The following is a 22,857-nucleotide window of genomic DNA, read 5'->3' on the forward strand; positions in this document are numbered from 1 at the left end:
GTAGCAGATCACACATTCAGAACATCAGATCAAAAATAAGCCATGACGAGAGATCAGTTATCCCTCATCCCGGCTTATTAAACGTTTTAAACTCAAGCTTCTTTTGTATTACGATTTTAATTGTTTAAGTAGATCCTGTTCCTTTACAGCTTCCAGTCCTGCTCTTCGCTCGGACGTCTGTCGCTTCCTGCTCCACTCATACGTATCAAGAATTGTCTCTTCGACTGGTCGGTAGCATAGGCCGCTCTGGACCGCTTTTGATAAATCGACACCAAAGCCTTTACCCTTCCCGATCCATAGCGGCATTTCAACCCAAGGCTGGACGCGTTCTGCAAGCCATTCTGTATCTGCCCATTTGATTTCCGCATCACGGTTCAACGTCTCACGGCACGTATCAAGAAAACGCTCCATCGTCAGACTCTCTCCTGGACCAGCGGCGTGGAACGTTCCGACGATATTGTTCTCTGCAAGGTGGATCATCCATTCGGCCAAATCACGCACATCAATAAACTGAACGCTCTTATCTTTCGGCTCGGGAGCAAGCACCTCTCCCCCTTTTGCGATTCGTTCGGGCCAGTAAGTGAACCGATCGGTAGAATCATGGGGACCGACGATTAATCCAGGTCGAACAATCGCATGACGTCCTTCCATTACATATTCTACTTCCTCTTCGCAATGGAACTTCAAATGACCGTAATACCCCGTCACTCGTTCGTTCGTACCGGAAGCTACGTCCTCCATTTCATCTTCTGATAGCTTCAAGGTCACCGCTTCTTCCGTCAACCCTTCCTGATCCAATAAATCCCGGTAAACCGATACGGTGGAAACGAATAGATAATGATCGGTGTGATCTTTCAATGTATCGACACTCTTCTGAACCGTTTCTGGTGTGTAGCCGCACGTATCGATGACCGCATCCCACTTTCGTGCCTTCAGCTGGTTCAAATCCTCCTGAATTTCACGATCTCCACGGATCAACTCCACCCCCTGATCAAAGGGAGGTGTTGTCTTTCCACGGTTGAAAAGTGTGACGTTGTGACCATTCTTATGCGCCGCTTCCACAAGGTGAAGACCAAGAAAATGGCTTCCACCAATGATCAATAGATTCATAGAACCACCTTCCTTTTGGCAGACTGCCAAGCTTCATGCAAATCTCGAATACTCGAAAAACGTTCCGCTCTCTCATTTTCCACAGCACGTGAGGCAATCGAATAGAGAGCGTCTCCAGCATCCCAACGGGTTTTTGAGAATTCGCCATCACTGCCGAAGATGGAAAAGGCGAGCGCTCCCAATGTATATACATTGGATACGTTGTCGATGACAGCCCCCTTCTCGTATTCCTCCGGTGCCTTCGATCGAGTCGATCCCCAGAACGCCTCTCCCACTTCGTTGATGAGCGCTCCTTTTTCATAAAAGTCGATGTCACAAAGCTTCGTCGTATCTGTATCGAAATCGTAGAGGATGCTTCCATCATATAAATCAACGGCCACGTACCCTTGAGATTCCATAAATTCATGAAAATCCAACAAGGCATCAAAGGACTGAAGACGAAGATCCAGAGGCAGATGACGGTATTTATAATAAGGTGAGTTCGGGTCTTTGTACTTGGCTGGAGGCGGATAAGACCAATGAGCATGCATACACTCTCCATTAAACCAGTCAAAAACAGTCGCATATCCCTCTTCTGTCGAAAAATCCTGCTTGTACTGAATCAAGTGTTCATGCGCAAGCTCTTTATAAAGCGGAACTGCTTTTTTCAATCGAGTGACGGCATCCGCAGGTTTACCATCAAAGTCTTCCGGACTGGCACCCGCATATTTAATAAACTGTCTCCCTTGTTCGTTCTCTACTCCGAAACAGATATTCCCTGAGTCCTGTTCATCAAATACAGCGAATACCGTTCCAAGTGCTTCCAGCCACTTGAAGTCATGAGGCTCCCGCAAGCGGAATGTTACATGATCGATCGTATAGGTATGCAATGGGCACAGTCCCCTTCCTATGGGTCTTTTTGTTAAATCTAATATGTAGTGTGCGTATTTAAAACGCCTGGTGTGGCACAGGTGAAGAGAGGTTCATCATCGTATAGGGCTCTCCGAATTCCATTACTTCATCGATGAACGCCTCCAGACTCATTGAAGAATCGGTGACAACCTTCACAAGGTAACTGTACTGCCCCGTCAACCTGTGGCATTCGGTAACCAGCGGGTTTCGTCCGGCGAAATCCCGAAACGCCTTACACCTGTGTGTCGTCATCAGGATGTAAGCCTGAATCGTTCTGCCCATTTTCTCTTGATTCACAACTGCTCTATAGCCCTCTATGATCCCCGCATCTTCAAGCTTCCTCACTCTTTCCGTGACGGCCGGCGTCGATAGGGACACCTGTTTGCCAAGCGCCGTCATCGAAAGCCTTCCATCCTCCTGCAGATGCTTTAAAATCTCAAAATCTGTGGAGTCTAAATCGGAATGTCTTTTCATTTGTTAAGTCCACTCCCTTTTCCCATTAAAACTTTACGAATTTTCTCTCTTATTCTTTAAAAAGTGTATAGGTTTTCATACGTTTTTTCAATAAAATGTAATCATAAGGAGTTGAGATCATGTCATTGCAAATGAAAAATACGTGTGAAGCCTGTTTTCAGTCGATAACAGAAGACGCCTATATCTGCGTACATGAATGTACGTTCTGCGCACCATGCACCAACCTCATGGAGATGGTGTGCCCGAATTGCAGCGGGGAACTTGTCAGAAGGCCAAGGAAAGCGAAACCCTGCCCGATCGGAGGTGCCTCATGAACGAAGCCCTACTCGTTGTTGATGTTCAGAAAACCTTTGAAGATGATGAAAAATGGGGCCCACGAAGTACTCCCCAAGCCGAACAGAATATGAAGCGTCTTCTCGATAAGTGGAGAAAGCACGATAAAGAAGCCATTTTCATTCGCCATCTATCACAGGACCCAGGTTCAGCTTTCTATCCCGAGAAGGAAAGTTCCCATTTCAAGGACATCATTGCCCCTGCCGAGGATGAAGTCATCTTCACCAAGGAAGTGAACAGCGCATTTATCGGGACCAAGCTGCATTCTTACTTATCAGAGAAAAACATCACTTCGCTCGTGATCATCGGCCTGACCACGCCGCACTGTGTGTCCACGACTGCAAGGATGAGCGGGAATCTCGGCTATGAAACATACGTAATTTCAGACGCCTGTGCGGCTCACGCCCTGAAGGACCACCAAGGTGATGCCATCAGTCCGGAAACCGTCCACCAGGTGTCCCTCGCATCCTTGCACGAGGAATTCGCCACGGTTCTATCAACTGAACAATTGATCAAGAAAATAGATGATGAATATTGCGTAGATTGAACCAGCTACTCTCTTATTGAGACTAGCATCACAGGCTCATAGGATCTCAGAGTCCCAATAACCGCTTATTGGGACAGGCACATCAGTGTCAGAGCATCTCAGAGTCTCAATTCCGGCTTATTGGGACAGCCACAACAGACTCAGAGTATCTCAGAGTCCCGATAACCACTTATTGGGACAACCACCTCAAAGTCAGGGTATCTCAGAGTCCTAATACCAGATTATTGGGACAGCCATCAGAAAATCAAGGCACCCGATTGTCCCATTAAAAGCGAGTTATTTTTTTATCCATAACCTCTCTATATAGCATTCTTCTATCATCTGCTAAACTCCTCCCGAACTTAAATAGGAATAGATTCCCTTTTCCTGTATAATAAAAGGGAATCTATTCCTATAGGAGGTTATTTTTTGAATACTGCACTGAACCAGCAATGGGACTTGGCCTCGATTTACGATGGCGGAGCTCATTCTGAAGCATTAGCCGAACACATCGCAGCGGTAAGCGATCGGGTTGAACCGACGCTGCAACGGATCAAAGAAGGCTCTTCGATGACAAGCGTTGTAGAAATCATCGAAGACGTACAAGACATTGTGACTCAAGCTTTTCAAATTGATGAATTCTGCATTTGTCTCGCTTCTGAGGACACGAGCAACCAGGAAGCCGCCAAATGGCTCGACCGCAGCCACCAACTGCAGGCGAAAGTCGAATCGCTGTCCATCGAGCTGAAGCAACTCTTCAAAAGCCTGAACGAATCAGATTGGAACGAGCTGTTCAACCGGGAGGAACTGACAACCATTCAGCCCTACTTACATAACCAGAAACAAAACATCGACGGACAGCTCCTTCAGCCTGTAGAAGACGCCATTAATCAACTATCGATTAACGGGATCAAAGGCTGGGAGGACCACTTTGAAAAGCTCTTCCACCAATTACGCGTCCATATAGACGGAGAGGACCTCTCCATCAATGAAGCCATCATCAAATCCATGCTCAACCCGGACAGAGAAATCCGAAAGGAGACTGCCAAAGCAGTCGAACGCACCTGTGCGGAAAACGCACACGCTTTCGCCTCTACCTTCAACCACTTCGCAGGGTTCAGGCTCGACATTTACCGACTACGGGAATGGTCCAATGTGCAGACAGAGCTTTTTGAGAAAAATAAAATCAGCGCTCAAGCGGTCGAAAGCATGATGAACGCAATCCAAGGGCATCAGGAGAAAGTGCGCGCCTTTCTGAAGCGGAAAGCAGAAGTCATGGGCTTGGAGAAGCTCAGTTATTACGACCTGCATCAGCCCGCCTTTACCTCCAAGTCAAAGGTCACCTACGATGAGGCGGCCTCAATTATCCAGAAGCAGTTCCACCAGTTCAGTTCAACCTTTGGGAAGCTTGCCGACACCTCATTCTCTGAAGGATGGATCGATGCGGAACCTAGAAAAACGAAGCAGTTCGGAGGCTTCTGTGCTTCTATTCCTCTAGAAAGGGAGAGTCGTATTCTCGTCACATTTGAAGAGAATTATCAGGATCTTGTCACCCTCGCACACGAGCTCGGTCACGCTTATCACAATTCCGTCTTGCAGCCGCTTCCCGCTTTCGCTCAAAAAACCGGCACCGGACTTGCGGAAACGGCCTCGACATTTGCCGAGAACCTTGTACTGGACGCTGCTAAAAAGGAAGCCGAAACAGAAGACGATCAGCTCGGACTGCTTGAAATGCAGATTTCAAATGCCATCAAATACGTTACGATTGTTCCATCCAAGTTTGATTTTGAGAAGCGATTCTATCAGCAACGGGAAAAGGACAAACTTTCCGCAGAAGAGCTGACAACACTAATGGTGGAAACCGAAAAAGAATGGCTCGATCTTGAGGAATATGACGGGTACCATTGGATGACGATCCCTCACTTTTACAGCAGTGACCAGTCCTTCTTCAACATTCCGTATACCATCGGATACTTATTCAGCAACGGACTCTATGCCCTATCCGACCAGGAAGGGTTCGCTTCAAAATATGACGAGCTGCTGAAACATTCAGGCTCCCTTTCCATCGACGAACTGGCTGAACGGTTCCTCGGTGAGGACATTAAGGACCAAGCCTTCTGGAACAGGGCGCTCGAACCGGTCATGACCGCCATCGACGACTTCCTGGAGAAAACAAAAACGCTGAGAGCCTAACCGCTCCCAGCGTTTTTTCACCAGATGTTGAAGCTGCATTTAAGCAGGCCGAAAAGGATTTCGAAGAGGCGATTGAGGCGACAGCAGAAGAGTTTGACTTACCTCCTGTGGGTCCAGGTGAGTATCATGCTTATAAAACGTTCGCCTGGCAGCTTTCGTCTGAGAATGAAGAAGTCGTGCAGCAGGGGATCGAGCTCTCTAGGTTTTTGGATGGTCCCGAAGCGAAATCAGAACCACTCTAGACTCATCAGTAACAGAATTTATCAAAGCAGAGCCGGACCACCCTACAACAGATTCTTATGATGAACTTGGCCTGCACATCTACTTTAAAGACGGTGGAATTTGTGAGGCTGTTGAAGTGTTTGAACCAGCCTCCCCCAATCTTAACGGACACCAGCTTCTCGGCGCTCCTCTTCGCCAAGTAAAGGATCTGCTTCAAAATCAAGACGAAGATTTAATCATCGATTCAGATGGTGCCGTTTCATTACGCCTCGGTGTTTCATTATACGTGAATGGAATCGAGAGCGGTAATGAACCTGTAGAAGGTGTTATGGTTTTACTACAACGGCATTCTTTAGAAGTAAAAAAGCAGGGCGGTGCACTAATAAGCGTGCACCGCCCTGCTTTTTTACAGTCTGAAACCCTCAAGTCTCAGCTTAAGAAATACGCAAAGATGGCAATCGAGGCCACGTAAGAAAACACAGCCTGCGCCCAGTATCTCTTCTCCTCATGCTTCAGCATGTAAACATTCCATACGATGAACAGGGTGATGGATCCAACCAGACTGAGCAGAGGTTCCAATGACCACATCGAATCCATAAATGCGAAAGCGACCCATGTATATAAATAGATAAAACATGTTAAAAGTCCGAGGGACGCATTCATAAGAAGGAAAAACGAATGTTTCTTTGATCTCACAGTTATCACCCTTACGATGTACTAATCCTATCCTACTAGGAAGGACGAATAATCGCAAATGCCAAAGGTCGAGTTTTCCCTCTCCTGCTCACTTGAATTTCTCCAGAAAACCGTGATCAGCTCGTGAAGATATATGGGTTTTTGCGCCACATGCTCATCCGCTCGTGCTCTTCATCTGATAATGTCCCGCGCTGATTGAGCTCTTCCATCAATTCGTTGTAGGTCGCAAGTGAACGGTACGTCAAATCCGCATCGCGAAAGGCTTCTTCCGCAGAATCGAGGCCATATGTAAAGATCGAGAGCACCTCCACGACTTCGACGCCAGCCTCACGTAATGCTTCTGCTGCCTGAATCGATGATTTCCCAGTTGAGATCAAGTCCTCAATGACAACAGCCTTCTGCCCTGGACGTACGACTCCTTCGATTTGGTTTCCTTTACCATGCTTCTTTCGAGAACCGCGCACATAAACCATCGGAAGCTCCAACGCATCTGCAATCCAGGCTGCGTGAGGGATCCCTGCTGTCGCACACCCTGCGATGACGTCCACCTCTTCACCAATCTTCTCTGCAAAAGCTCTGGCGATCCGCTTACGAATGGCTGGATAAGACATCGTCAGACGATTATCACAATAGATCGGCGACCGAACACCGGACGTCCATGTGAAAAAGTCCTCCGTTTCAATTTTGACAGCTTCAATTGAGATTAAATCACTAATGATAGATTTCATTGGAAAACGCCTCCTTGATTTGATGATAAGTCGTATATGGGTCCTCTGCGTCACGAATGGCCCGACCGACCACGATCGAGTGACTGCCTTGGACTTTTGCAACGTGAGGAGTGGCAACCCTCTTCTGATCATGCGAATCTGATGCATCAAGGCGGATTCCCGGAGTCAACGCCAGCATCCCAGATTCCCTTACTTGTTCAGCTTCGTGGACCGAACAGACGACACCGTCGACCCCGCTGTTCTTAGCGAGCTCCGTGTAGTGACTGACCACTTCTCCGATCTCCCGCTCAAGCAGAAGCTCCCTCTCGACCATTTTTTGGTCACTGGATGTCAGCATCGTGACGGCCAGCAGCACCGGACGCTCCTTCTCGGAGGCTTCCAGACCTTGAACCGCCTGCCGCATCATTTCAGACCCGCCCTGCGCATGGACATTGACAACGTCCACGTCGAGGTTCGCCAAGTTCTTCATCGTGCGACCGACCGTTGCCGGAATATCATGCAGCTTCAAATCGAGAAAAATCGAGTGTCCCCGACTCTTCAATACCTGCAGAATGACGGCTCCTTCACGGTAATACAACTCCATCCCAACCTTCACAGGAATTCCGTTCAGATGATGTTTTTCCAGGAAATCCAACGCTTCTTCACCTGTCGGAAAATCAAGGGCGAAGTACACCGGCTGCAGTTTTTTCATGATGTGCTCCTCCAATCACTTCTTCTATCGACTCAAACCCGTAGCGCTCGAGTGCAGCATCCAGACCGTCAATGAGCTCTTTACAAATCAATGGATTCTTGAAATTCGCGCTTCCGATGGCAACGGCGCTTGCTCCAGCAAGCAGAAATTCGATGACATCATCCGCCGTTTCAATGCCGCCCATCCCGATGATCGGAATCTCGACTGCTTCATACACTTGGTAAATCATCCGGATCGCGACCGGCTTAATGGCTGCACCTGACAGCCCTCCAACCTTATTCGCAATGATCGGACGCCTCGTCTTCGGATCGATCCTCATCCCCGTGAGCGTATTGATCATGGATAGACCGCTGGCACCTGCCGCTTCAACCGCCTTCGCAAGCTCCACGATATCCGTCACATTCGGCGACAGCTTCACGTACACAGGCACAGCACTCACGCGGACCACGTCACGCGTGACGTGCGCAGCAAGCTCCGGATCCGTTCCGAACTGAACGCCACCTTCTTTTACATTCGGACAAGAGATGTTCAGCTCGAGCGCATCAACATGCCTTGAAATCTTGTCAGCCACTTCCACATATTCTTCTACTGTACTTCCCGCGACATTTGCAAGGACCGGCACATCGTATTTTCGTAAAAAAGGAACCTCGTTCTCGATAATTGCATCAACGCCAGGGTTCTGAAGCCCGATGGCGTTCAGCATGCCGCTCGCTGCTTCCGCGACACGAGTTGTACCGTTGCCGTAACGCTGCTCACCTGTCGCAGCCTTCATAATTACCGCCCCAAGCTCAGACAAATCATAGAACGGCGCGAACTCCCGCCCGAATCCGAAGCAACCGGATGCAGGCATAATCGGATTTTTCAAATCAAGTCCCGGCAGTCTCATGAAAGCACAACCTCCTTCGCATTAAACACAGGTCCGTCACAGCAGATCCTCCGGTACCCCTTCTCGTCATTCGACGGCACCACGCAGGCCAGACACGCCCCGATCCCGCAGCCCATCCGCTCTTCCATCGAGAGATATCCGGGCACCCCTTCCATCTTCTCACTCACCGCACGCAGCATTCCCGTAGGACCACAGGCGAAATACGTATCGAACTCCCCATCCAGCACATCCGTCACGAGCCCTTGATGCCCGAGCGTCCCGTCATTCGTTGCCACCCGCACATCGCCAAGCTCCGTGAATTCTTTTGTAAAAAAAGCTTCTGCTCCACTCTGAAATCCGAGTACAGCCGTTACCCGGACGCCCTGACGACGCAACTGCTTAGCCAACTGGTAGAGTGGAGGCACCCCAATGCCGCCTCCGACCAACAAGGCGTGGGCTCCTTCCCTCACATCAAGTGGGAACCCGTTGCCGGCAGGGCCGAGCACGTCGACCTGATCCCCGACGTGCTTCTTGGTCAACGCTTCGGTTCCATCCCCCATTACCTTGTACAGCAGGGTCACCGTATCTTCCTTCACCTCTGCAATGGAAACCGGACGACGCAGGTAGAACTTCTCACTTACTTGAATATGAACAAACTGCCCCGGCTCCCTCACCTCTGTTGCGATCTGACCCTTCAGGACCATTCGGAACGTGGCGCGGGCGATTTCCTCGTGTTCGGTGATCGTCATCCATTCGCGCCTCATGCCATCACGCCTTCCATTGGTGTAATCGAGCGGGCGGTGAAGGACATCGCTTGAATGACATCGACGATGGACTTCGCCGTATCAAGGCTCGTCATGCAGGCGATGCCGTGCTCCACAGCTTCACGTCTGATTCTGAACCCGTCAGAGCGGGCACGCATGCCGCTGTTCAAAGTGTTCACGACAACTTGGACGTCTCCGTTCTGAATCAAGTCGACAACGTCACGCTGATCTGACCCGAGCTTTCCGACCGCTTCGACTGGAATGTCTGCTTCCTGAATAACAGAAGCTGTTCCTTCTGTCGCAAAGAGCTGGAAACCGAGCTCGTAGAAGGTCTCCGCAATTTCAAGCATCTCTTTTTTATCTTTATCTGCAACCGTAAGGAGGACTGACCCTTGCGTCGGAATCTTGAGTCCGGCTGACGTCATGCCTTTATACAGCGCCTTTTCAAGCGTCTGGTCATATCCGATGACCTCACCCGTCGATTTCATTTCAGGCCCAAGCGTCGTATCTACGCTTCTCAGTTTTTCGAAGGAGAAGACCGGCACCTTCACGTACACGCCCTCCGGCTTCTTCGCAACGCCAGAGTGATAGCCGTAGTCCTTCAGTTTGTTTCCGAGGATGACCTTCGTCGCAAGCTGCGCCATCGGAACACCTGTGATTTTACTAAGGAAAGGCACGGTACGGCTCGCTCGTGGGTTGACCTCGAGCACATATGCTGTGCCTCCATGAGCGACGAATTGGATATTGATCAAGCCTTTCATATTCAGCTCTCGTGCGATTTTGGCGGTCGCATCGATGCATTGCTGTTCAAGCTCCTTCGACAAGCGCTGCGTCGGGTACACAGCCATCGAGTCTCCAGAGTGGACGCCTGCGCGTTCGATATGCTCCATGATGCCTGGAATAAAGACATCCTCACCGTCCGAAATTGCATCGACTTCAATTTCCATGCCCGTCATATATTTATCGATCAAAATCGGGTGACCATTGTAGACGGTTACGTTATCCTCCAAGTACTGCTTCAGTTCTTCTTCTGAATACACAATCGCCATGGCACGTCCTCCGAGCACGTAGGATGGTCGTACGACGACTGGGTAGCCGATATGATTCGCAGCCGTCAGCGCTTCTCGTTCGTTCATGACGCTCTCGCCGCCTGGCTTTGCAATCTCCAGCTTATTAAGCAGCTGTTCAAACAAATCGCGGTCTTCCGTTTCATTGATGGCTTCCATTGTCGTACCGAGAATTTTCACCCCTTGTCGGCTCAACCCGTCTACGAGGTTGATGGCCGTCTGGCCTCCGAACTGAACGATGACTCCCTCTGGCTGTTCAAGGTCGATGACATTCATGACATCTTCAAGCGTGAGCGGCTCGAAGTACAGCTTGTCCGACACACTAAAGTCTGTGGATACGGTTTCCGGGTTATTGTTCATGATGATCGCTTCATAGCCCATCTCTTTCAACGCAAGCACGGAGTGAACCGTCGCGTAATCGAATTCGACACCCTGTCCGATCCGGATCGGGCCGGACCCGATGACGAGCACTTTTTTATTAGCAGATGCACTGGACTCATTTTCATCTTCATAGCTTGAGTAGAAATACGGCGTCTCCGATGCAAATTCTCCAGCGCACGTATCCACCATCTTATATACTGGTCGGATATTCTGGCTGCGGCGGTTGTTCAGCACCTCATCGATCGTCTGTCCAGTCACTCGAGCAATTTGGGCATCCGAGAATCCGATTCGTTTCGCTTTGTACAGCAGTTCTGGTGTAAGGCCATCATTTGTGATTTTCGTTTCAAGATCGATAATGCCCTTCACCTTGTATAAGAAGAACAAATCGATGCCTGTCAACTCATGAAGGTCCTGCAACGTGTATCCTCTTCTCAATGCTTCAGCAAGAACGAAAACCCGCTCATCATCTGCCTTCTTGAGCCGAGCTTCGAGTTCATCATCCAAGAGACGCTCTGTTGATGCGAGGTACAGCTCTTCTGTTTCCCCTTCTAAGGAGCGCACGCCTTTAAGCAAGGACTCTTCGAAGGTACGGCCGATTGACATCACTTCGCCTGTCGCCTTCATCTGCGTGCCAAGCTTACGATTTCCTTTGGCGAACTTATCGAATGGCCAGCGCGGGATCTTCGTTACGACATAGTCGAGCGCGGGTTCAAAGCATGCGTAAGTCGTACCCGTAATCGGATTTCGGATTTCATCAAGCGTCATGCCGATCGCAATTTTGGCTGCGAGTTTTGCGATCGGATATCCTGTCGCTTTGGATGCAAGCGCGGAAGACCGGCTGACACGCGGGTTCACTTCGATGATGTAGTATTGGAAGCTGTCAGGGTCGAGGGCCAGCTGGACGTTACAGCCTCCTTCGATTTCTAAAGCCGAAATGATTTCGAGGGACGCGTTACGAAGCATCTGGTACTCACGGTCGCTCAACGTCTGTGACGGCGCGACAACGATCGAATCTCCGGTATGGATGCCGACTGGATCGAAGTTCTCCATATTACAGACGACAATCTTGTTATCGTATTTGTCTCGCATCACTTCATATTCGACCTCTTTGAAGCCTGCGATGTTTTTCTCAATTAAGCATTGATGGACAGGCGACATCGAAAGGCCGTTTCTTGCCGTCTCGCGAAGCTCGGCTTCGTTGTCACACATGCCTCCACCTGCTCCTCCCATCGTATAGGCAGGGCGGACGATGACGGGATAGCCGATTTCATCAGCGAATTCAAGCGCTGCATCCACCGTGCTGACAATCTCACTTTCCGGGACCGGTTCTCCCATTTCGTGCATAAGCGAGCGGAATTTCTCACGGTCTTCTGCACGCTGGATAGCATCAAGCGGCGTACCGAGCAGCTCGACGTCATATTGTTCTAGAATACCGGATTCACTGAGTTCGACTGCCATGTTGAGTCCTGTCTGACCACCAAGTGTCGGAAGAATCGCATCGGGCTTTTCCTTGCGAATGATTTTTTTCATAAATTCAAGTGTAAGAGGCTCCATGTACACGTGATCCGCGAACGTGTGGTCCGTCATGATGGTAGCAGGGTTGGAGTTCGCGAGGACGACCTCGTACCCTTCCTCTTTAAGAGATTGGCAGGCTTGTGTACCGGAATAGTCGAATTCCGCTGCCTGCCCGATGACGATCGGTCCGGATCCGATAACTAGAATTTTGGTTAAATCTGTACGCTTAGGCATGAAGATTCCTCCTTCGTTGTCTCTTTGTCTTGTTCGATCTGCTTCAGAAATTCATCGAATAGGTGCGCGGTATCCTCCGGACCAGGTGAGCTTTCCGGGTGGTACTGTACCGAGAAGACCGGATGACTTACGTGCTTCAGCCCTTCTACCGATTCATCGTTCAAGGAAACTTGTGTCAGTTCAAGCTCCGTTTCGTTCAAGGAATTTCGGTCTACCGCATACCCGTGGTTCTGAGAAGTCATATACGTGCGCCCTGTGTGGAAATCCTTTACCGGCTGGTTCGAACCACGGTGACCGAATTTCATCTTCGCTGTGTCGGCACCTGATGCCAGCGCAATCAATTGGTGTCCGAGACAAATTCCAAAGATCGGAAGTTTCCCCATCAGTTGTTTAATTGTTTCAATTGCTTCGGGTACGTCTTTCGGATCTCCAGGTCCATTTGACAGCATCACTCCGTCAGGACGAAGGCGCTCGATTTCTTCAGCTGATGTATGGTAAGGAACGACGGTGACGTGACAGTTCCGCTTTGTGAACTCTCTTAAGATTCCGTGCTTCATGCCGAAGTCCATCAGTACGATTCGATGGCCACGCCCTGGTACTACATAAGGTTTAACCGTCGATACCTGCTTCACCTGATCCCTTGGAAGCTCTGCTTCTTGAATCATCTTCAACACCTCTTCTACGGAACGCTCTGTTGAGGCCACCATCGCCTTCATCGTTCCGTGCTCACGGATGATTTTCGTTAGCTTCCTCGTATCAATGCCGCTTATTCCGGGGATATTCTTCGCTTCAAGGAAAGAGTGAAGCGTTTCTTCATTCCGGAAGTTGGATGGAAATTCACAATGCTCTCTTACAATCACTCCTAATACAGCGGGGTTTACCGTTTCAAAGTCGTCACGGTTGATGCCGTAGTTCCCGACAAGCGGGTAAGTGAAGGTGACGATCTGCCCGCAGTAAGAAGGGTCTGAAATCACTTCCTGATACCCTGTCATTCCTGTATTGAATACGACCTCTCCGATCGTTTCGCGGTCGCTTCCGAATCCTTCTCCGATAAATACCGTTCCATCCTCAAGCACGAGTTGTTTCATAGTTAGCCTCCTCAAATACGATTTCTCCATGAACAATGGTCAGTACCGGCCAGCCTTTCAGCTTGTACCCATGGAAGGGACTGTTTTTCCCCTTTGAAACGAAGCTGTGCCGGTCCACTTCCTTCTCTGTCGCAAGATCGACGAAGGTCAAATCTGCAGGTGCCCCTTCATCAAGGGTTCCGTATGGCAGATTGAACGTTTCAGCAGGTTTACGCGTCAACCATCCGATCAACTGTAAGACCGTCACATCCCCTTTCTCCACCAAGTGGGTGTAGAGCAGGGGAAAAGCTGTCTCAAATCCTGTGATTCCAAATGGCGAGTGAAGGAAACCATGTGATTTCTCTTCTTCGGTATGAGGCGCATGATCTGTAGCAATGAAATCGATGGTACCGTCTTTCAGCCCTTCGATTAATGCTTGTTGGTCCTCCTTTGAACGGAGTGGAGGATTCATTTTGAAGAGTGCGTCGTCCTCTTCTATGTGTGATTCGTTAAGTATTAGGTGATGCGGAGTCACTTCAGCCGTGACACGAATGCCCGCCTTCTTCGCGTCTCTGATCACGCGGACAGATTCCTTTGTCGACACGTGGCATACGTGGTAGTGACAGTCGGCTGCCTCAGCAAGCAGAACGTCGCGCGCAATTTGAACCGATTCCGCTATGTTTGGTATTCCTGGTAGACCGAGTCGCTCACTCACTTCTCCGTCGTGGCAGACTCCTTTATAAACGATTGCATTATCTTCACAGTGTGCAACGATAGCCTTACCAAGCCTGCCCGCTTCTTTCATCGCTTCAAACATCATTCCGGCGCTCTGTACGCCTACCCCGTCATCCGTGAAAGCGAAAGCTCCCAGACTGCTCAACGTTTCCATGTCTACAAGTTCACGTCCAAGCTGACGGGTTGTGATCGATGCATAGGGCAGTACGCGGACATGAGCGTCTTGTTCGATTTTCTGAAGGATGGAATTCAGCGTTTCTTCAGAGTCTGGAACCGGCGTCGTATTCGGCATCGCACAAACAGTTGTGAAGCCGCCCTTCGCTGCCGCTTTTGTACCAGTTGCTATCGTCTCTTTTGCTTCTCCACCAGGCTCACGAAGATGAACGTGCACGTCAACCAACCCCGGAAGCAGCAGATTCCCTTTCGCATCGATGATCGTTTCAGGGTTTTCTTCTATCGTTGGAGCGATCTTCTTCACGTTTCCGTCCTCAATCAGCACTTCACAGGACTGGTACTCTTGTTGGTAGATTCGTTTTGCATTGATGATTTTTTTCATAATTAAAGCTCCCCTTTCAAAAGTGCCTCGATAATCGCCATTCGGATTGTTACCCCGTTTGTCATCTGCCTGAAGATCCTTGATTTCGGTGACTCGACCAAGTCACTGTCAATCTCGACGCCCCGGTTAACCGGCGCTGGGTGCAGAATGATCGCATTCGGGTGCATTCTTGCTTCTCTCTCTTTCGTCAATCCGTAGTTTTCTAAGTAATCCATTTGAGAAGTGGAATGAAGATGGCGTTCGTGCTGGATGCGTAGAAGCATGATGACGTCGCATTGTTCCACTGCTTCATCCATCGTTACGTATTCGTCTGTCAGACTCGGATCCTGCCAGTCTGGTGGAGTGACGAAGGAAACGTGTGCTCCGAGTTTTTCCAGTGCGTGGGCATTGGACCGGGCCACACGGCTGTGCTTCAAGTCTCCCGCAATGGCGACTTTCAAGCCGTGGAAACTGTGGAAATGTTCATATATGGTGTACAAGTCCAGTAAAGATTGTGTCGGGTGTTCTCCACATCCATCTCCTGCATTAATCAAAGACAGGTTCAAGTCCTTACATTCATCCAGAAGGCCGATCTCCGACTGCCTGACAACCGCAACTTCCACTCCAATCGCCTCGAGTGTTTTCAACGTGTCATACAGGCTCTCTCCCTTTGTAAAGCTTGATGATTCACCGTCTAAGTTCATCGTTTCAAGCCCTAACTTTCGCTCTGCCACTTGGAAACTCATTTTCGTACGTGTGCTCGGCTCTAAGAAGACGTTAGCGGCGAACGTCTGCCTGCTCATTGGAAGGTAGAGGTTGTTTTTCATTTGATCGGCCAGATCGAATAAGTGGAAGATCTGCTCAGCCTCCAGCTGCTTCATGGATAAAAGGTGTGGTCTTGATAGTACGCTCGTCATCATTTTATCTCTCCTATTCGTTTAAAGTATGGGTGAGATGTGGTCAGGAATAGGGTACAAAAAAAGCACCCCCTGAAGGTGGGGGTGCTGAACTCCGCGCATGCGAAGCCAGCCAATCCCTCATCCACCTTTCTGGGCCTCACGGGACCCGGTTAAAACGTGTGTGAGTGTTGGTTGGTTTAAGCGACACCGCTCTTATCTTCCTCTCGGGAAGATTCAGAAGCGTCCGCTTCGAACATATTTTTTTGACTCTCTCCTTTTTCTTTACCTGGAAGGACAAGGTTAAGGAGAATGCCGATGATGGCAGACAACGCCATGCCGGCGATTTGAATGTCGTTCGGCAGCTGGATGAATGCTCCACCGACTCCGATGACCAGGATGACAGAGGAGATGATCAGGTTGCGTTTCTCCCCAAGGTCAATGTGGTTGTCAATCAGCATCCGTAGTCCGCTTGAAGCGATGATCCCGAACAGAAGGATGGAAACCCCGCCCATGACGGCGGATGGAATCGAGCCGATGACCGCTGTGATCATTCCGACGAATCCGAAGAAGATGGCGATGACCGCCGCTCCACCGATGACAAACACACTGAAGACTCGTGTGATGGCAAGCACGCCGATGTTTTCACCATACGTCGTGTTCGGTGGTCCACCCAGGAAGGAGGCGATCATCGTTGCTGCTCCGTCACCTAGAATCGAGCGGTGCAGACCCGGCTTCTCTAGGAAGTTCTTTCCGACTACCTTCGATAAGACCATCTGGTCACCCGTGTGCTCTGTAATCGTGACAAGGGCGAGTGGCACCATCAGGAAGATGATTTCCCAGCTGAACACTTGAGCTGGTGAGAAGTCTACGAACGGGATGACAAAGTCCGGCATTTGGAAGATGGCTGCAATGGCGCCGCCAATCGACTCCGCTGATGTGATGGATGTCCATTCCTGCTGGATGCCGCTTGTGTCGACGATGCCCTGCGTCAGGGCGAACACGTACCCGCCGATGATTCCGAACAGGATCGGCACGAGTGAAAAGAATCCGCGGAAGAGAATCGATGCGACAATCGTGATCGCTAACGTGACGAGTGCGACTGTGAAGTGTGTTCCAGAGTATGTTTCACTACCTGGGATATACATCGCCATGTCAATCGCTGTAGAGGCAAGCCCGAGTCCGATGACGATGATCACTGGTCCAACGACGACAGGAGGAAGGATCTTCATCAGCCAGCCTGTCCCGAACATCGAGATGAGTAAGGCGACAAGTCCGTACAAGATTCCGATGAAGAAGCTGCCGATCATGGCCCCTGCTACTCCACTTGTTTCGGAGACGGCTACGATCGGTGCGATAAACGCAAAGCTTGAGCCGAGGTACGCTGGAATTTTCCCTTTTGTAATCAGTAAGTAAGCCAGGGTTCCGAAGCCGCTCGAGACGAGGGCGACCGCTGGGGACAGCCCCGTTAGAAACGGAACAAGGATTGTTGCGCCAAACATGGCGAATAAGTGCTGTAAACTAAGCGTTAACCATTTATGCATGGATGGGACTTCGTTGACTTCCAATGCTGCTTCATGTTGTTTCATTTTCAAATTCCTCCTTCTTTTCTCAAAAAAAATACCTCTTCACGCCTGCAAAGGCGCAAAGAGGTAGACGTGTTTTCGGCACACGTGTATCACTTTCGACCTTTCCAGCCTCACGGGACTTGAATTAAAGGTTTCCACTTATTATTTTTCGTAGATGAGGACTTGATCCCGTTCGTCGGTCTCAGCCAACGAGACGGTGATGATTTCATCTAACGAGGTAGGTACATTTTTGCCGACAAAGTCTGCTCGAATCGGTAGTTCGCGGTGTCCTCGGTCTACGAGAACAGCGAGCTGGATTTGAGACGGTCTGCCGTGGTCGATCAGAGCGTCCATTGCGGCACGCACCGTACGACCTGTGTAAAGCACATCATCAACAAGGATGACTTTTTTGCCGTCGATATCCGTGTTGATGTTCGTTTCTTTGATTTCAGGCCCTGCCTGGGTTTCGGTCAGGTCATCCCGGTACAAGGTGATGTCCAGTTCCCCTTCAGGTAATGCCACACCCTCGATTTCCTGGATCTTCTCTTTCAAACGTCTGGCGATCGGGACGCCCCTCGTTTTCACTCCGACGAGTACGAGGTCCTCAACCCCTTTGTTCTTCTCAATGATTTCGTGTGAGATTCGAGTCAAAGCTCTTCGGATTGCTGCATCGTCTAGTACAGTTGCTTTAGGTTCCACCAGACTCTTCCCTCCTCCTGCTTACAAAAAGACCCCTTTTCCACATAAGGGCAGAAAAGGGGTCTTGGGTGCACGTCACCTGCGTGCTTCACCGGTTACCTTTCCAGCCTCACGGGACTGTCGTTAAAGGTCTTTATATTCTGTTTATGAGTATGACAAAAATCGAGCGGATTGTCAAAGGTTATTTTGTTCTCTCCTGCAAATACGTGATCATTTTCTTGAACTCTTCAGGCGGATCGACCTCGAACGATTTCCACTCTCCGGTTCTCGGATGTTCAAATCCGAGTGTACGGGCATGTAAAGCCTGTCCATGCATATCCAACGTTTTACGTGGACCATACTTCGGATCGCCGGCAAGGGGATGGTTGATGTAACGCATATGCACACGAATTTGGTGCGTACGCCCTGTTTCAAGCTTACACTCGACGTGCGTAAAGTCATCATAGTGCTTGATGACTTGGAAATGGGTGACGGCATCACGGCCGCCTTCCACGACAGCCATACGCTGACGGTCTTTAGGATCACGTCCGATCGGAGCATCGATCGTTCCGTATTCATGGGTGATCATACCGTGGACGATCGCCTCGTAGCGACGTTCGACGGATTTATTCTGCAGCTGTTCCACAAGCGAGCGGTGAGCTACATCATTTTTCGCCACCATCAAAAGGCCACTCGTATCCATGTCGATACGGTGCACAATGCCCGGGCGCTCCACACCATTGATGCCGGATAGATCGTTACAATGGTATAACAGCCCGTTCACAAGCGTGCCGCTTCCATGCCCTGCTGCAGGGTGTACGACCATACCAGCGGGCTTATTGACGACAATCACATCCGAATCTTCATAGACAATCTCTAAATTAAGATCTTCCGCTACCAGCTCCATCGGCTCTGGTTCAGGGATCTCCCACGTAATGGTGTCGCCTTCATGCACTTTGTAATTACTCTTCACGGCTTCACCGTTCACTTTGACGACAGCATCCTTGACCCAGCCTTGAATCTGAGAACGGGATACGTCATCCATCACCGTCGACAACAGTTTATCAATCCGCTGTGACTGGTCTTGTTCTTCTACAATGTATTGTTCACTCACGATTTCATACTTCCTTTCTTCTTACGCTCGTCGATGATCGTCGCGATCATGACAAGCCCCACACCGATTACCAGTGACGAATCCGCCACGTTGAATATCGGAAAATCATATCCGAAGATGATCGTATCAGCAAAATCGACCACTTCTTTTCGGAATAAACGGTCGATAAAGTTTCCGATTGCTCCAGCCAGAATGAGGGCAAGCGCGATCCCAGCCAGTTTGCTCTCTTTTCCGTACTGCTGCATGTAATAAATGACGAAAACAATCACGACGGCCGTAATGATATAAAAGAACCACATCTGGCCCTGCAGAATCCCCCAGGCCGCTCCCTGATTACGGTGAGAGGTCCAGGATAGGAATCCTTCTATGACCGGAATACTCTGCCCTAGTTCCATCTGCGTAACAACGATCCATTTCGTCAATTGATCGAGCGCAATGATGACCAGTGCTATTAGATAATACAAAAACATGCATCCGTCCTCCATCTATCTTATTCCCAAGCTATTGTACCACAGAATACGGCTGAAAATGAGTTTTTCCTTTGGAACGACATGTCTGCTTTCTAACAGGATGGAGCGAGAACATCGAAACGATGCTGATTAGCGCCCCGCCCACAACAAAACCCGGACAACATAAACGTTTCTACGTTGTCCGGGTCAATCGCAGACCATGTACAGTCTGCCTCTATGTAGGAAGTCATCCTATTCATGAGTCTGTGAATAATATTTGGGCTCTTCTACTGGAATATCATCCTCAATTTCCGTATCGAAAAGGTGATCCCAGTCATCGTTGTCGATCATATCAAGCTGTGCTTCGACAAGCATACGAAGACGCGTTTTGAACACTTTTGCCTGCTTCTTCATGTCTTCAACCTCGATGTTGATGCGGCGGGACTTCTCAAGTGCTTCATTGATGATACGGTCCGCATTCTTTTCCGCTTCCTTTATGATCAACTTCGATTCTTTCTGCGCATTCGACTTCACATCTTCAGCTGTTTCCTGAGCGACAAGAATCGATTTGTTCAAGGTCGTTTCAATGTTGTTAAAATGACCGAGACGTTCGTTCAGCTGGTTCACTTCGCGTTCAAGTTCTTTTTTCTGGCGGATCACGATTTCATAGTCTTTGATGACCTGATCCAGAAAATTGTTCACTTCATCTTCATCGTACCCGCGAAAGCCTCGGGTGAAATCCTTATTATGAATATCCAACGGTGTTAAAGGCACACCAGCCACCTCCTAAACGTTATACTGGCTATTTAATTCTTTCGACAAAACCTAACCAAATCCTGCTTTTCGCGCAATTAATTTAGCTTCGCCGTCGTCACTCGGAATTTCTCTTTCTTCGTTTGACCCTTCACTTCTATTAATCGGCTTCTTCCCTTCCCTTTTAAAGAGATTAAGTCCCCTTCCTCGAGTTGAAAGGCCGTATCCTCTACCACTCTGTGGTTGACCTTCACATGCCCGGCATCAATGTGCATGCCCGCTTTTTTCCGAGACATGCCGTAGATCTCCTTCGTCAGCACATCAAGTCGCAGGGAAGAGACGGTCGTTTCCTTAAGCTGCCACGAGTCCTGACTTTCCATCAGTTCAGTCAATGGCTTCTCCTTGAACTCGACGTTCGCTTTCTTGATGCCTGTCAGGTTCATTTTAATAAAATCACTGATTTCGGAGGCGGCCATGATCTGAGCTCTCCCGTCATGCACAACCAAGTCTCCGAGCTTCTCCCGCTTCACGCCGAGAGACATAAAGGCACCAAGTACATCACGGTGCTCGAGCGTAATGAACTTCACAGGATAGGACGCCTCTAGAAGCGTCAGCTGGAAGTCTTCTTCTTCGATCACCTCATATTCAGGCGCAATGATCGCCCGCTTTCTTTCTGTCGTCTCACGACCTCCAGAAAACCCATATACGAGGTCGGGATCGTTGCCCATGATCGTTTTGAGGATCAGCTGTTCTCTAGGGTCAAGGAAGTCTGTCAGCTTCCGTTGGTATTTCATTTCAACGTCATCACGCCAGGCAAGCACCTGGTCGATGAACGGATGTTCTTCTTTTCTGAAATGCTGATAAATTTCCATATGCAAACCTCAACTTTCGAAGAAAATGAAAAAGACAGGAATCTGAGCACTTGATGTACTCCGCTCCCTGCCCCTCATCTTTTTTATCTAAGCATAGACTCCAGAACCCAAAGTCCTTGAGATGCAAAATTCAATACAAGAATCGCAACGATCGGAGAAATATCGATCATCCCCAGTGGAGGTATGATCTTTCGAAACGGTTCCAGGAATGGCTCTGCCAAGCGTCCCATCATTTCACCAAAGCTGGATTCTCTTGCGCCTGGGAACCAGGACAACAAGATGTAAATGATTAAGATCCAGCTGTAAATGCGGAAGGCTGTGGAGAGGATATCAAACAAAATAGCCATGAACTACCACCTTCTATATTCTTCATCTGTTTCTTGTGGAATCATCTCTGTGATCTCTCCAGAAATCTCCACATTATCCGGCGTGCACAAAAAGGTTTGTGAGCCGAGTTTTTGAATGTCTCCACCTATAGCATAAACGGTTCCGCTCAAAAAATCTACAATTCTTACGGCTTGGTGGTGATCAACACGCTGAAGATTAATGACAACAGCCCGGCGGTTCACCAGCTGATCGGCAATATCCTGTGCCTCGCTGTAGCTGCCAGGCTCCATCAATACCATTTTCGAAGAAGTCTTGGCGCTCTTCAGACTCACAACATTGTCCTGCTTGCTACCACTGCGTGTTCTAGTCTGTTCATATTCTTCTTCCTGCTCCACTTCTTCTTCCACATATTCGTATTCATCATCCAGCGTAAAGAAAGAACGAAATTTATTTTTCATGCTCATGTTTCGTCACCCCAATTATTTATTATCCATTGTCTTCTCCGACAAGTTTCGAACCGATCCGGACGTGGGTAGCTCCTTCTTCAATGGCAACGGCAAAGTCATTGCTCATGCCCATTGATAAAAATTCACACGGCGCGTGAGGCATCTTCTTGTCACGAATGATATCGCGCTTCGCTCGAAGCTGTCTGAAAATCCCGCGAAGCTGTTCCTCATTCTCTGTGTGAGGAGCCATCGTCATCAGCCCGACCACTTGAACCTTTTCGTAGGATTCAAGCATATCGACGAAATCCTCTACTTCATCTGGTGCGATGCCGTGCTTCGTTTCTTCCCCGCTGACATTCACTTGAATGAAGCAAGGAACAGGTTCGGTTGCACGCTTGTTGATCTCTTTCGCTAAAGACTTCCGATCGAGCGAATGGATCATCGAAACCTGTTCGATGATGTCCTTCACTTTGCGCGATTGAAGGGACCCGATAAAGTGCCACTCGGCTTTATCCCCAATCTGCTCGTATTTTTCCAACAGACCTTCTTTTCGGTTTTCGCCGAGATGCTCAATGCCTGCTTCGATCGCTTCTTCAGCACGAGCGATCGAAACATACTTGGTCACAGCAATTACCGTAATATCGTCTTTTGAACGACCACAAGTGCCGCACGCCTTTTCAATCGTTTCTTCAATCTCAGCGAGGTTTTCCTTAACGGACATTCTATT

The 22,857-nt window shown here is 49.2% G+C and carries 25 protein-coding genes; 5 read left to right on the top strand and 20 right to left on the bottom strand.

From position 1 onward, the window contains the following. Positions 1–108: 108 nt before the first annotated feature. From LCM20_RS01855 to LCM20_RS01865, 3 genes are read right to left on the bottom strand one after another with little or no spacing between them, the layout of a single operon-like run. Complete coding sequence (locus LCM20_RS01855) at positions 109–1,110, bottom strand: NAD-dependent epimerase/dehydratase family protein (protein WP_225193724.1); 1,002 nt, start codon at positions 1,108–1,110, stop codon at positions 109–111. Then, on the bottom strand, positions 1,107–1,979 hold the full coding sequence (locus LCM20_RS01860) for a serine/threonine protein kinase (RefSeq protein ID WP_225193725.1): 873 nt from the start codon (positions 1,977–1,979) through the stop codon (positions 1,107–1,109). Before LCM20_RS01860 ends, LCM20_RS01855 begins: the two co-directional genes overlap by 4 nt. 58 nt (positions 1,980–2,037) lie before the next feature. Continuing rightward, entirely contained in the window at positions 2,038–2,475 is a 438-nt protein-coding gene (locus LCM20_RS01865; RefSeq protein WP_225193726.1) for an Lrp/AsnC family transcriptional regulator, read from the bottom strand. A gap of 119 nt (positions 2,476–2,594) precedes the next feature. On the opposite strand from LCM20_RS01865, the gene LCM20_RS01870 reads away from it, so the two are divergent. The 5 genes from LCM20_RS01870 to LCM20_RS01885 all read left to right on the top strand — a co-directional run bounded on the left by LCM20_RS01870 (position 2,595) and on the right by LCM20_RS01885 (position 6,221). Further along, positions 2,595–2,789, top strand: a complete 195-nt coding sequence (locus LCM20_RS01870; RefSeq protein WP_225193727.1) for a DUF1272 domain-containing protein — start codon at positions 2,595–2,597, stop codon at positions 2,787–2,789. Next, positions 2,786–3,355, top strand: a complete 570-nt coding sequence (locus tag LCM20_RS01875; RefSeq protein ID WP_225193728.1) for a cysteine hydrolase family protein — start codon at positions 2,786–2,788, stop codon at positions 3,353–3,355. The genes LCM20_RS01870 and LCM20_RS01875 overlap by 4 nt, the downstream gene beginning before the upstream one ends. A gap of 408 nt (positions 3,356–3,763) precedes the next feature. Continuing rightward, on the top strand, positions 3,764–5,527 hold the full coding sequence (locus LCM20_RS01880) for a M3 family oligoendopeptidase (protein ID WP_225193729.1): 1,764 nt from the start codon (positions 3,764–3,766) through the stop codon (positions 5,525–5,527). A gap of 107 nt (positions 5,528–5,634) precedes the next feature. Further along, positions 5,635–5,769 (top strand): hypothetical protein, encoded by a 135-nt coding sequence (locus LCM20_RS20005; RefSeq protein WP_263621892.1) that lies wholly within the window; start codon positions 5,635–5,637, stop codon positions 5,767–5,769. Positions 5,770–5,885: 116 nt separating this feature from the next. Then, complete coding sequence (locus LCM20_RS01885) at positions 5,886–6,221, top strand: hypothetical protein (protein WP_225193730.1); 336 nt, start codon at positions 5,886–5,888, stop codon at positions 6,219–6,221. A 340-nt stretch (positions 6,222–6,561) separates the two neighbouring features. On the opposite strand, the gene pyrE is transcribed toward LCM20_RS01885, so the two are convergent. The 17 genes from pyrE to LCM20_RS01970 all read right to left on the bottom strand — a co-directional run bounded on the left by pyrE (position 6,562) and on the right by LCM20_RS01970 (position 22,851). Next, positions 6,562–7,173: an orotate phosphoribosyltransferase gene (pyrE, locus tag LCM20_RS01890; protein WP_225193731.1), complete on the bottom strand. Its 612-nt coding sequence runs from the start codon at positions 7,171–7,173 to the stop codon at positions 6,562–6,564. Continuing rightward, the gene (pyrF, locus tag LCM20_RS01895; protein WP_225193732.1) at positions 7,157–7,864 is read right to left on the bottom strand and encodes an orotidine-5'-phosphate decarboxylase; all 708 of its coding nucleotides are present in this window, start codon (positions 7,862–7,864) and stop codon (positions 7,157–7,159) included. The genes pyrE and pyrF overlap by 17 nt, the downstream gene beginning before the upstream one ends. Beyond that, positions 7,830–8,750, bottom strand: a complete 921-nt coding sequence (locus tag LCM20_RS01900; protein ID WP_225193733.1) for a dihydroorotate dehydrogenase — start codon at positions 8,748–8,750, stop codon at positions 7,830–7,832. The genes pyrF and LCM20_RS01900 overlap by 35 nt, the downstream gene beginning before the upstream one ends. After that, positions 8,747–9,493, bottom strand: coding sequence for a dihydroorotate dehydrogenase electron transfer subunit (locus LCM20_RS01905; RefSeq protein ID WP_225193734.1), 747 nt, complete (start codon positions 9,491–9,493; stop codon positions 8,747–8,749). Before LCM20_RS01905 ends, LCM20_RS01900 begins: the two co-directional genes overlap by 4 nt. After that, the gene (gene carB / locus LCM20_RS01910) at positions 9,490–12,690 is read right to left on the bottom strand and encodes a carbamoyl-phosphate synthase large subunit (RefSeq protein WP_225193735.1); all 3,201 of its coding nucleotides are present in this window, start codon (positions 12,688–12,690) and stop codon (positions 9,490–9,492) included. Before carB ends, LCM20_RS01905 begins: the two co-directional genes overlap by 4 nt. Beyond that, positions 12,669–13,778, bottom strand: coding sequence for a carbamoyl phosphate synthase small subunit (locus LCM20_RS01915; RefSeq protein ID WP_225193736.1), 1,110 nt, complete (start codon positions 13,776–13,778; stop codon positions 12,669–12,671). Before LCM20_RS01915 ends, carB begins: the two co-directional genes overlap by 22 nt. Further along, on the bottom strand, positions 13,759–15,048 hold the full coding sequence (locus LCM20_RS01920; RefSeq protein WP_225193737.1) for a dihydroorotase: 1,290 nt from the start codon (positions 15,046–15,048) through the stop codon (positions 13,759–13,761). Before LCM20_RS01920 ends, LCM20_RS01915 begins: the two co-directional genes overlap by 20 nt. Positions 15,049–15,050: 2 nt before the next feature. Beyond that, positions 15,051–15,944, bottom strand: coding sequence for an aspartate carbamoyltransferase catalytic subunit (locus LCM20_RS01925; protein ID WP_225193738.1), 894 nt, complete (start codon positions 15,942–15,944; stop codon positions 15,051–15,053). A gap of 179 nt (positions 15,945–16,123) precedes the next feature. Beyond that, the gene (locus LCM20_RS01930) at positions 16,124–17,512 is read right to left on the bottom strand and encodes a solute carrier family 23 protein (RefSeq protein WP_225193739.1); all 1,389 of its coding nucleotides are present in this window, start codon (positions 17,510–17,512) and stop codon (positions 16,124–16,126) included. Between the two features lie 141 nt (positions 17,513–17,653). Next, a complete protein-coding gene (pyrR, locus tag LCM20_RS01935) occupies positions 17,654–18,190 on the bottom strand; it encodes a bifunctional pyr operon transcriptional regulator/uracil phosphoribosyltransferase PyrR (protein WP_225193740.1) in 537 nt (178 codons plus the stop codon). Between the two features lie 181 nt (positions 18,191–18,371). Then, complete coding sequence (locus LCM20_RS01940) at positions 18,372–19,283, bottom strand: RluA family pseudouridine synthase (protein ID WP_225193741.1); 912 nt, start codon at positions 19,281–19,283, stop codon at positions 18,372–18,374. After that, a complete protein-coding gene (gene lspA / locus LCM20_RS01945) occupies positions 19,280–19,753 on the bottom strand; it encodes a signal peptidase II (protein WP_225193742.1) in 474 nt (157 codons plus the stop codon). The genes LCM20_RS01940 and lspA overlap by 4 nt, the downstream gene beginning before the upstream one ends. 231 nt (positions 19,754–19,984) lie before the next feature. Continuing rightward, complete coding sequence (locus LCM20_RS01950; RefSeq protein WP_225193743.1) at positions 19,985–20,506, bottom strand: DivIVA domain-containing protein; 522 nt, start codon at positions 20,504–20,506, stop codon at positions 19,985–19,987. A 77-nt stretch (positions 20,507–20,583) separates the two neighbouring features. Beyond that, positions 20,584–21,357, bottom strand: a complete 774-nt coding sequence (locus LCM20_RS01955) for an RNA-binding protein (RefSeq protein ID WP_225193744.1) — start codon at positions 21,355–21,357, stop codon at positions 20,584–20,586. Positions 21,358–21,440: 83 nt separating this feature from the next. Then, the gene (locus LCM20_RS01960; protein ID WP_225193745.1) at positions 21,441–21,704 is read right to left on the bottom strand and encodes a YggT family protein; all 264 of its coding nucleotides are present in this window, start codon (positions 21,702–21,704) and stop codon (positions 21,441–21,443) included. A gap of 3 nt (positions 21,705–21,707) precedes the next feature. Further along, positions 21,708–22,148, bottom strand: coding sequence for a cell division protein SepF (locus tag LCM20_RS01965; protein ID WP_225193746.1), 441 nt, complete (start codon positions 22,146–22,148; stop codon positions 21,708–21,710). A gap of 22 nt (positions 22,149–22,170) precedes the next feature. Continuing rightward, the gene (locus tag LCM20_RS01970; RefSeq protein ID WP_225193747.1) at positions 22,171–22,851 is read right to left on the bottom strand and encodes a YggS family pyridoxal phosphate-dependent enzyme; all 681 of its coding nucleotides are present in this window, start codon (positions 22,849–22,851) and stop codon (positions 22,171–22,173) included. Between the last annotated feature and the right edge of the window lie 6 nt (positions 22,852–22,857).

The sequence above is a fragment of the Halobacillus litoralis genome (assembly GCF_020171725.1).
GTDB classification, from domain to species: Bacteria; Bacillota; Bacilli; order Bacillales; family Halobacillaceae; genus Halobacillus; species Halobacillus litoralis_F.